Source organism: Curtobacterium sp. MCPF17_011 (assembly GCF_003234145.1).
GTDB lineage: Bacteria > Actinomycetota > Actinomycetes > Actinomycetales > Microbacteriaceae > Curtobacterium.
In genome coordinates this window covers 70,563-80,159 of sequence record NZ_QKSK01000014.1, presented here as the reverse complement: position 1 = coordinate 80,159, position 9,597 = coordinate 70,563, and the positions used below count along the sequence as shown (strand labels likewise).

Sequence of the window (9,597 nt, the reverse complement as noted above, 5' to 3'; positions counted from 1 at the left end):
AGGCGGGACGGGGCGAGGCGGGACGGGGCGAGCGGGCGGAATGCAACGGTCCTCTCCCCGCCCGCCACGGAGTTCCGCCCGCTCGCCGTCCTGGGGACGGGAGGCGCACCACCCGGCCGCCACGCGCCTCCTGTCCGCCTTGGGGTGAACGGGTGGAAAGGGGCGGTGCCATCGGCCGCGGCGGCGCGTTCCCGCCCGCTCGCACCCGCGTGTTGACTCGAACCGGGCCCGCTCCGACCAGCGGGCGGAAACGGGCGGTACCATTCGCCGCGGCGGCGCGTTTCCGCCCGCTCGCACCCGCGTGTTGACTCGAACGGGGCCCGCTCCGACGAGCGGGCGGAAACGGGCGGTGCCATTCGCCGCGGCGGCGCGTTTCCGCCCGCTCGCGTGCGGGGGACGGGAGGCGCGGGGCCAGGCCGCCGCGGGCCTCCGGGCCGCCAGCTGCCCAGTGGGCGGCAGGCGAACGGGCGCAAAGCGGCGCACGTACGGCGCGCGCGCCGCCTTTCCGCCCGCTCGCACTCGAGGCGGAGTCCATCTGGTGAGCGGGCGCAAGAGCAGAGTGTGCGCGCGACGCACCCTGGTACTCCGCCCGCTCGCGTGAGCCGGACGGGAGGCGCGGGGCCAGCCCGCCGCGTACCTCCCGTCCGGCAGACGGCGAGCGGGCACGAACCCGTGGTGCGACCGTCACGCACCCTGGCATTCCGCCCGCTCACGCCCGAGAGCGGACGGGAGGCGCGGGACCAGGCCGCCAGCCGCCTCCGTCCGGCAGACGGCGAGCGGGCGGGAACGCGTGGTACGACGGTGAGGCACCCTGACATTCCGCCCGCTCGCCCCCAGCGGACGGGCACACCCGGCAACGCGACAGCGGCCGGCCCGGAGGCCGACCGCTGTCGGATGGGTCGCGCGGTGCCTCAGTGGAAGGCGGGCACGATCAGGTAGATGCCGTAGAGCACGGCCGCACCGCAGAGCACGAAGCAGACCACGGCGAGCGCCCGCAGCATCCGGACGGCCGACGCCGCAGCGTTCGGGTCCGGGAATCCTGCGGTGGCCGGGCCGATCGTGCCGTCGTCCTTCACGGTGTACTTGCCGGCCCGGGTGTCTGCGGCGCTCCAGAAGCGGAGGCCAACGGAGTACACCGAGACGACGAAGCACGCCGAGACGACGGCGACGAGTGCCACGAGGAGGAACGCCCCCCAGTCGATGCCCATCAGCAGGTCCTTCCAAGCCGGAACGCCCCGCGGCGTCCGTCAGTGGCGATGCCCATCAGCAGGTCCTTCCAAGCCGGAACGCCCCGCGGCGTCCGTCAGTGGCGATGCCCATCAGCAGGTCCTTCCAAGCCGGAACGCCCCGCGGCGTCCGTCAGTGGCGATGCCCATCAGCAGGTCCTTCCAAGCCGGAACGCCCCGCGGCGTCCGTCAGTGGCGATGCCCATCAGCAGGTCCTTCCAAGCCGGAACGCCCCGCGGCGTCCGTCAGTGGCGATGCCCATCAGCGACGGCCTCCCTTGCGTCCGGCCATGCGGCGGAGCGTCCGCTCACGGCTCAGTTCGGCGCGGCGGGCGGCGACGGCCTCGGCACGCTTCTTGCGCTGCAGTCCGCGCTGCTCCTTGCGGGTCAGCACGGCGTTCGCGGCGACGTCGATCTCGATGGCCGAGGCGTGCTCGTGCGGCTTGCGGAGCGACCAAAGGTACAGGCCGAGGATCACGATCGCACCGACGACCGCGTCGATCACCAGGCCGATCACGCCGAAGCGGGCGAAGCCCGACGCGACTGCGCCGACCGCAGCCGCCGCCGGCAGGGTGATGAACCAGGCGATGACGATCTTGCCCGCGGTCGACCACTGGATCTTCGATCCGCGCCGACCGAGTCCGGCACCGATGATCGAGCCGGAGGACACCTGCGTGGTGGAGAGCGCGAAGCCGAGGTGGCTCGAGGCCAGGATGGTCGCCGCGGTCGAGGCTTCGGCCGCGAACCCCTGCGTGGCACGGATCTCGGTGATGCCGGAACCGAGGGTCCGGATGATCCGCCACCCGCCGGTGTAGGTACCGAGTGCGATCGCGAGCGCGCAGGCCACGACGACCCAGAACTGCACGCCCTGGTCCGCCGACTGCGCACCAGACGCGATGAGTGTGAGCGTGATGACGCCCATCGTCTTCTGCGCGTCGTTCGTGCCGTGTGCGAGCGACACCATCGACGAGGTGAAGATCTGGCCGATCCGGAACCCGCCGCGCTCGTTCGGGAACACCGGACGCCGCGTGATCCGGTACGCGATCCGCGTGGCGAGCAGCGACACCAGCGACGCGATCACCGGCGACAGGAAGGCGGGGATGATCACCACCGTCAGCAGCGCCGCGTAGTTCACCGAGTCGAAGCCGGCCCCGACGATGGCGGCGCCGATGAGGCCGCCGAAGAGCGCGTGCGAGGACGACGACGGCAGGCCGCGCAGCCAGGTGATCATGTTCCAGACCACCGCGCCGATCAGTCCCGCGAAGATCATCTCCGGACTGATGGCGACGCCACCGGGTCCCTCGTTGATGAGCCCGTGCGAGATCGACGTCGCCACAGCAGTGCTGAGGAACGCCCCGACGAGGTTGAGCACCGCTGCGACGGAGACCGCCACCGTGGGCTTCATGGCGCCGGTCGCGATCGGGGTCGCCATTGCGTTGGCGGTGTCGTGAAAACCGTTTGTGAAGTCGAAGAAGAGGGCCAACGCAATGACCAGGACGACTATGAGCGTGATGTCCACCGCGGGCAAGTGTCCCAGGCGAGCGGGCATCGAGCAAGCCGAACGGACACCTGTCGTTCATCTGGCCTTCACGTTCGCTCAGGTCCGCGGCTCCGGGATGGGAAGATGGCCCCGTGGACATCGCCGAGTTGCTCATCCTGCTGGTCGGATCACTCGCCGTCACGGGGTTCGCTCGGGCCTGGGGACTCCCGGCACCGCTGCTCGTCACCGCCGTCGCCCTGGGCGTGTCGTTCATCCCCGGACTGCCGCACATCGAGATCGACTCAGAGGTGATCCTCACGGTCGTCCTGCCGCCACTGCTCTACTCGGCGGCGCTCGACGTGTCGTGGCAGAGCTTCCGCGGCTCGATCAAGCAGATCCGACGGCTCGGGATCTTCCTGGTCATCGTCACGGCGCTCGCGGTCGGGCTGGCCGCGTACCTGATCATCCCCGACATGACGTGGCCCGCCGCGATCCTCCTGGGCGCCATCGTCGCCCCGCCGGACGCGGTGTCCGCCGCGGCCATCGGACGGAAGCTCGGGCTCCCCCGACGCGTGATGACGGTGCTCTCCGGCGAGAGCCTGATCAACGACGCGGCGTCCCTGACGCTGGTCCGGGTGTTCACGCTGATCATCGCCGGGGCCTCGTTGACGATCTGGCAGGACCTCGCGATCTTCGGCCTCGCGATCGGCGTCGGACTCGTCGTCGGCGGGGTCCTCGGCGTCCTCGTGCACTGGATCCGGATGCGGATCAACGACCCGGTGGTCGAGACGATCATGAGCATCCTGCTGCCGTTCGTGGCGTACATCCTGGCCGAGGAGCTGTCCGGCTCCGGCGTGATCGCGGTCGTCACCGCCGGGCTCTACATCGGCTACAACTCGCCGAAGGAGGGGTACGCGACCCGACTGCAGGAACGCCCGCTCTGGACGAGCATCGACGTCATCCTCGAGGGTTTCGTCTTCGCACTGATCGGACTGCAGCTCAACACGGTCGTGCAGGACCTGGTGGAGAGTGAACGCAGCCTCGGCCAGACCCTGACCGCCGCTGCCGTCGTGCTCGCGGTCGTGATCCTGGTCCGACCGCTGTTCATCTTCGAGTCGTACGCGCGGAACCGCCTCCACGGCCGCTTCATCCGTCCCCTGCGCGTCCGGTTGTCCCGAGGACACCGTTCCCTGCGCTGGATCCGCGGCACGGCCGAACCGAGACTGAACTGGCGCGAGCTGACGGTGATCTCCTGGACCGGCATGCGCGGGGTGGTGACCCTCGCCGCCGCCGTGTCCGTCGTCGCGAGCCCGACGCAGATCCCGGCGCAGGACACGATCTTCGTGATCGCGTTCATCGTCACCGTCGGCACCCTCCTGCTGCAGGGGCTGACGCTGCCGTTCGTGATCCGCGCCCTCAGGGTGCAGGACCCGGCCGAGGACGACAAGGACCGACGCAGCGAGATGCTGCTCAACCAGCGGACGACCGTCGCCGCGATCGAGCTGCTCGACCGACGTCGGCCGGAATGGGGCACCCGGTACGGTCCGGAAGCGACCGACAAGGTCCTCGCCCGTCTGAAGGCCCGTCTCGAACGCCAGGCGGAGACGTTCCGGCAGGACGCAGAAGAAGAGGAGTCCGAGGACCGCAGGACCTCGGTTCGGCTCCGCGGGACGCAGATCCAGGACATCCGCCGCGAGCTGCTCGACCGCCGACGCGAGATCGTCCTCGAGGAACGCGAGAAGGGCAACCTCGACGAGGAGGTCATGCGCCGCGTGCTCGTGACCCTCGACGCTGAAGAGCTCGCGATGGACTCGGCGCAGGCGTCCCGCAGCCGTTCCTGACCTGCCCGCACCCTGGCGCCCGGGCGTACCCTGGAACGCCAGACGACGAGACAGGAGCGCACCGCCGAGTGAGCACGCCGCGGAACCAAGCACGCAGGAACAACGACCTCCCGACGCGCAGCGCCGACGACACAGCGCGGGTCGCGCACGAGCGGTCACGGCCGGTCCACCGCCCCGGCCGGGAGGCGCGCCCCACTCCGCCTCCGAAGCAACACATCGGCCGCTACCGCCGTTGGTACGCCACGTTGCACCCGTCGCTGCAGCTCATCGGGCTCCAGCTGTGGATGCCGCTGTTCTTCATCGTCGGGTTCTGCCTCTGCTACGTGTTCGCGTTCCACGCCCCGCATCCGCACGACGTCCCGATCGGCATCGTCGGCAGCGACCAGACGTTCATCGGGGCCGTGCAGAAGGCGCTCCCCGGCGAGTACCTCTTCTCGTCCTACGACTCGCTCGCCGGCGCGAAGCGCGACGTCGTCGCCGGGACGATCGCCGTCGCCTACGACCCGTCGGCCAACGAGCTGTTCAAGGCCAGCGCGCACCAGTTCCAGGTCGCGAGCCTGGTGCCCGCCACGCTGACCGCGGTGCTCACCGGCGCGGGACTGGCCGCCCCTCGAGTGACCGAGCTCGCTCCCCTGCCGGCCTACGACGAGTACGGCACGGTCGCGATGTACGTGATGCTCGCGTGGTGCATCGGCGGCTACATGGTCGCGATGTTCATCGGCATCATGGGCGGCCCGCTGCGTCACCGGACGCGCATGACGGTCATCGTCACCGGTGGGCTGGTCATCTCGCTCATCACGAACACCCTCGCCGGCCCCGTCGTCGGCGCGATCCACGGGCACTTCATCCCGCTCGTCCTCATCGCCTGGGGCTGGATCGTGGCGATCGGCCTGGCGGTGAACGGCCTGAGCTACTTCGTCGGCCGGTTCATCGCCGCGCCGGCCATGATCTGCTTCGTCTTCCTGTCGATGCCGTCCTCCGGTGGCGCCTACCCGAAGTGGTTCATGCCGGAGCCGTTCGCGTGGCTCAACAACGTCGTGGTCGGCTCGAGCATGGTCGACATGATCAAGCACCAGCTCTACGGCGTCGGCCCGGGCCCGGAGCGCGGCCTGGTCACGATGGGCTGCTACGCCGCCGCCGGGCTCGTCCTGATGTTCCTCGGCAAGAAGTGGTGGGAACGCCGCCGGATCCGCGCGATCGTCACCGGCCGGACCACGATGTTCCAGGACGCGAACACCGCGAACCGCGAGTTCCTGGGCCGTGAGCGTGACGCCGAGCTCGAGCGGAACGGCCTCATCTCGACCGAGACCGGCACGCTGGAGGTCCTGCGCGACGACGACTGGGAGGACGAACGCGCCGCCGGTGACGTCTTCACGGGCGGCCGCGACGGGCTCGAGAACCAGCCGCTGAACCCCCGTCGATGAGCGCCCGAGCGAGGGCTATCCTGATCCGATCATGACCCGTACCGCCTGGCACCGCCTCCTCATGACGATCGTCGTCGTCTTCCTCGTCATCGCGGCGCTGTCCTACGTCACGAGCATCGTGCTCGCGCCGAGCGGTGGCCGCAGCGTCGCCGGGCTCTGGGACGGCTGGGCGATGTTCGCGCTCGTCGCCGCGATCGTGTTCGGCGTCGTCGACTTCTTCGTCCGGCCGCTCGGCGGACGGAGCGGGGACGCGGACGTGATGGCCGAGGCCGAAGCCGCGCGCACCGGCAACACCCCGACGCAGCGCGCACGCTGACGAGCGCCGGCGGTCAGAGCGTCAGGACGGCGGTACCGGGCAGCGCGATCAGGCCGGTTCGCCGATCCCCGTCCCGGTGAACCCGGCGACCGAGGCGTTGTCCTCCGCGAACACCACCCGCGCATCGACCCGCCCGCCAGCCAGGACCCCGGGCAGCCAGTAGCGCGCGTCGTCCCACATCGCGTCGTACGGCACGGCGCCCACCGGCACCCAGCTGGGCTCCAACTCGTCACCGCCCGACGGGTCGCCCTGCCAGCGGTGGCAGACGAAGACGTCCGAGACCTGGGACCAGGAGGGGCGGAACGGGAACCGGTAGTCCAACGTGCCACGGGCCTCCAGGTCGGCCGGGTCGATGCGGAGGCCCACCTCCTCCGCCACCTCGCGCACGGCGGTCTCGGCCGCTGTCTCGACCCCCTCGCGCTTGCCGCCCGGTCCGACCACGCGGCCGGTGCCGAGGCCCCGCCGCTTCTCGCCGAGCAGCACCTCCGGCCCGTCCGCGCCGTCCCGCAGGAGGTACACGACGACGACGGCCGGGTGCTGGGACTTGCTCTCGTCGCGCTCGGTCATGTGTCCAGTGTGGCCGATCGGATGACGTACGCTCGATGCATGGCAGGCGTGCTGTGGGGGCGTCATGGCTGAGTCTCGCAGGACGGGGCGCAGCCTCGAGGTGCTGCGCGCCGAAGCCGCCGAGGAGATCTCGGTCATCGTCGAACACCGGTGTCGGCAGGGTGACGATCCCTGGGACTTCATGCACACGCTGCCGAGCGTCGACGAGCAGGTCGTGCTGATCCTCCGCGCCGAGGCGATGGAACTCGACGTCCGCATCGGCCAGCGCAGCGCACAGTGGTCGTCGCACCCGGCATCCGGGCACGGCACCGAGCACGGCGAGGAGTACCACCGCCTCCGCCGCATCGCGCTCCAGCACCCGGAACTCACCGAGGCCGTGTGGAAGCTCATGGACGCACTGCCCGGTGGTCGCTGACGCCCGCCTGGGGTTGGATGGGGGCATGACCGACACCGTCCTCGCCGTCCTGAACCAGCCCTCCCGCGCCGCCGCGCCGCACGACCCGGAGGCGGAGGCCTTCACGTGGGTGAAGCCGCTCGAGGAGCACATCCAGGTGATGGACCTCGGCCTGACCCGGGGTGACGGTGTGTTCGAGACGATCACGGTCATCGACGGTCGTCCGCAGGCACTCGAGGCGCACCTCGCCCGCTTTGGTCGGTCCGCCGCCAAGCTCGACCTGCCGGAGCCGGACCTCGACGCCTGGCGACAGGCGATCGAGGCGGTCTGCGCACGCCTGGACCCGGTGCGCGAGGCGTACGCGAAGACCGTCCTGACGCGCGGGGTCGAGGGCCTCGGTCGTCCGACCGGCTGGGTCTACGCGGCCCCCTCCGCCGACCAGACCCGCGACCGCACCGAGGGCATCGGGGTCGTCACGCTGGACCGCGGCTACCGGCACGACGTCGAGCGGACCTCGCCCTGGCTGCTGCAGGGCGCGAAGACGCTGTCGTACGCGATCAACATGGCCGCCCTCCGCGAGGCCGTCCGCCGCGGTGCCGACGATGCGCTCTTCGTCTCGACCGACGGCTACGTCCTCGAGGGCACCCGCGCGAACCTCATCATGGCGGTCGGTGGCCGCCTCGTCACCCCACGGACCGACATCGGGATCCTGGACGGCACCACGCAGGCCGACGTCTTCCGCTTCGCCGAGCAGGAGGGCATCGAGACCGCCTACGAACTCGTCACCCTCGACGACCTGCGGACTGCGGACGCGCTGTGGCTGGTGTCGAGCATCCGGCAGGCCGCTCCGATCCACACGGTCAACGGCGTTCCGCAGGAGATGGACCTCGGCATGACGGAGCGCATCAACGACTTCCTCCTGTCGCGTCAGGACTGAACCGGCCGGACCCGACGCCGGACGGGAGGCTCGGTGCGGCGCCGCACCGAGCCTCCCGTCCGTCAGCCGGTCACCGACACCGGGCTGGTCACCAGCGCGGTGTCGTCACGCCCTGCCCGTCGACGTAGCGGAAGACCTGCTCGCCCTCGATCCAGACGCGCTGGGCGCGGCTGGTGGCGTCGAGCGGGTCGCCGTCCCAGAGCACCAGGTCGGCGTCGAGCCCCTCGGCGATGCGCCCGACCCGGTCCCCGAAGCCGAGGATGTCGGCCGGGGCCGAGGTGATCGCTTCGAGCGCGGTCTGCCGCGGCAGGCCGTCACGCACCGCCATCGTCGCCTGGGTGACGAGCATGTTGATCGGGACGACGGGCGCGTCGGTGGTGATCGCGACGCGGACACCGGCTGCCGCGATCGTGGTGAGGTTCGGGATGCCGCGGTCGCGCAGCTCGACCTTGGAACGACTGGTGAACAGCGGCCCGTAGATCACCGGGATGCCCTTCTCGGCCAGCAGGTCGGCGATCTTGTGGGCCTCGGTTCCGTGGTTGACGACCAGGCGGTAGCCGAACTCCTCGGCGAGACGGACCGCGGTGGCGATGTCGTCGTGGCGATGGGTGTGCTGGTCCCAGGCGAGCTCGCCGTCGAGGACGCGGACCAGGGCCTCCTTCGTGAGGTCCCGGGTGAACGGCTCGTCCTTCCGTGCGGCGGCGTCACGGGCGGCCCGGTAGTCCTGCGCGGCGACGAACGCCTCGCGGATCACCTTCGCGACGCCGAGGCGGGTGGAGGGGGTCTGCCCCTTCTCGCCGTAGACCCGCTTCGGGTTCTCGCCGAGGGCGCTCTTGATGCTCACCGCGTCGGAGATGAGCTGCTCGTCGATGGTCCGGCCACCCCAGGTCTTGATCGCGACCGTCTGCCCACCGATGGGGTTGCCGGAGCCGGGCTTCACCACGATGCTCGTGATGCCGCCGGAGAGGGCGTCGCGGAACCCCTCGTCGTCGATGTCTACCGCGTCGATCGCGCGGACGGCGGCCATGTTCGGGCCGGTCATCTCGTTGGTGTCGTTGCCGGCCGAGCCGTTCGCCTCTTCGTGGATGCCGACGTGGCCGTGTGCCTCGACGAAGCCGGGCAGCAGCCAAGCGCCGACGGCGTCGATCACGGGCAGTCCGTCGGGAGGCGTCACGTCGGGTCCGACGGCCGTGATCCGGCCGTCCTGGACGACGACCGCTCCCCCGTCGAACTCCGCCCCGTCCACGGGGACGACGTGGGCACCGGTGATCACGAACGAGTTGTCAGTCATTCCACAACGGTACCGATCCCATCGGCGGACGCCTCGGTCTTCGTACACGACATACGGGTTCTTCGCGGTGGAGGACGGTGCGTGGGTACCTTCTGGGGACCCGACGAGCGGAGGCAGGATGC

At 70.6% G+C, this 9,597-nt stretch carries 9 protein-coding genes; 5 read left to right on the top strand and 4 right to left on the bottom strand.

The features are described from left to right. Positions 1 to 911: 911 nt before the first annotated feature. The gene (locus tag DEJ25_RS14975; protein ID WP_110903951.1) at positions 912 to 1,208 is read right to left on the bottom strand and encodes a hypothetical protein; all 297 of its coding nucleotides are present in this window, start codon (positions 1,206 to 1,208) and stop codon (positions 912 to 914) included. Between the two features lie 279 nt (positions 1,209 to 1,487). Next, a complete protein-coding gene (locus tag DEJ25_RS14970; protein WP_111045186.1) occupies positions 1,488 to 2,744 on the bottom strand; it encodes an inorganic phosphate transporter in 1,257 nt (418 codons plus the stop codon). A 113-nt stretch (positions 2,745 to 2,857) separates the two neighbouring features. Between DEJ25_RS14970 and DEJ25_RS14965 the strand changes: the two genes are divergently transcribed. The 3 genes from DEJ25_RS14965 to DEJ25_RS14955 all read left to right on the top strand — a co-directional run bounded on the left by DEJ25_RS14965 (position 2,858) and on the right by DEJ25_RS14955 (position 6,286). Next, complete coding sequence (locus DEJ25_RS14965; protein ID WP_111045185.1) at positions 2,858 to 4,546, top strand: sodium:proton antiporter; 1,689 nt, start codon at positions 2,858 to 2,860, stop codon at positions 4,544 to 4,546. Between the two features lie 245 nt (positions 4,547 to 4,791). After that, on the top strand, positions 4,792 to 5,970 hold the full coding sequence (locus DEJ25_RS14960; RefSeq protein WP_146240703.1) for an ABC transporter permease: 1,179 nt from the start codon (positions 4,792 to 4,794) through the stop codon (positions 5,968 to 5,970). A gap of 31 nt (positions 5,971 to 6,001) precedes the next feature. Then, entirely contained in the window at positions 6,002 to 6,286 is a 285-nt protein-coding gene (locus DEJ25_RS14955; protein WP_111045183.1) for a hypothetical protein, read from the top strand. A gap of 48 nt (positions 6,287 to 6,334) precedes the next feature. Here DEJ25_RS14955 and DEJ25_RS14950 read toward each other — a convergent pair whose 3' ends face one another. Next, positions 6,335 to 6,853 carry an 8-oxo-dGTP diphosphatase gene (locus tag DEJ25_RS14950; protein ID WP_181427466.1) on the bottom strand — a complete coding sequence of 173 codons (519 nt, stop codon included), beginning with the start codon at positions 6,851 to 6,853 and terminating at the stop codon, positions 6,335 to 6,337. A gap of 64 nt (positions 6,854 to 6,917) precedes the next feature. On the opposite strand from DEJ25_RS14950, the gene DEJ25_RS14945 reads away from it, so the two are divergent. Both DEJ25_RS14945 and DEJ25_RS14940 read left to right on the top strand, forming a co-directional pair. Next, positions 6,918 to 7,268, top strand: a complete 351-nt coding sequence (locus DEJ25_RS14945; RefSeq protein WP_110904027.1) for a tryptophan synthase subunit alpha — start codon at positions 6,918 to 6,920, stop codon at positions 7,266 to 7,268. Between the two features lie 25 nt (positions 7,269 to 7,293). Next, on the top strand, positions 7,294 to 8,184 hold the full coding sequence (locus DEJ25_RS14940) for an aminodeoxychorismate lyase (RefSeq protein WP_111045181.1): 891 nt from the start codon (positions 7,294 to 7,296) through the stop codon (positions 8,182 to 8,184). 88 nt (positions 8,185 to 8,272) lie between these two features. On the opposite strand, the gene DEJ25_RS14935 is transcribed toward DEJ25_RS14940, so the two are convergent. Further along, positions 8,273 to 9,475, bottom strand: coding sequence for an amidohydrolase (locus tag DEJ25_RS14935; protein ID WP_110904028.1), 1,203 nt, complete (start codon positions 9,473 to 9,475; stop codon positions 8,273 to 8,275). Positions 9,476 to 9,597 lie beyond the last annotated feature (122 nt).

Bases quoted from the DNA above. Each gene is read 5' to 3' on its own strand.
- DEJ25_RS14935 (WP_110904028.1), bottom strand. From the start codon at position 9,475: ATGACTGACAACTCGTTCGTGATCACCGGTGCCCACGTCGTCCCCGTG.
- DEJ25_RS14955 (WP_111045183.1), top strand. From the start codon at position 6,002: ATGACCCGTACCGCCTGGCACCGCCTCCTCATGACGATCGTCGTCGTC.
- DEJ25_RS14975 (WP_110903951.1), bottom strand. From the start codon at position 1,208: ATGGGCATCGACTGGGGGGCGTTCCTCCTCGTGGCACTCGTCGCCGTC.
- DEJ25_RS14950 (WP_181427466.1), bottom strand. From the start codon at position 6,853: ATGACCGAGCGCGACGAGAGCAAGTCCCAGCACCCGGCCGTCGTCGTC.
- DEJ25_RS14940 (WP_111045181.1), top strand. From the start codon at position 7,294: ATGACCGACACCGTCCTCGCCGTCCTGAACCAGCCCTCCCGCGCCGCC.
- DEJ25_RS14945 (WP_110904027.1), top strand. From the start codon at position 6,918: ATGGCTGAGTCTCGCAGGACGGGGCGCAGCCTCGAGGTGCTGCGCGCC.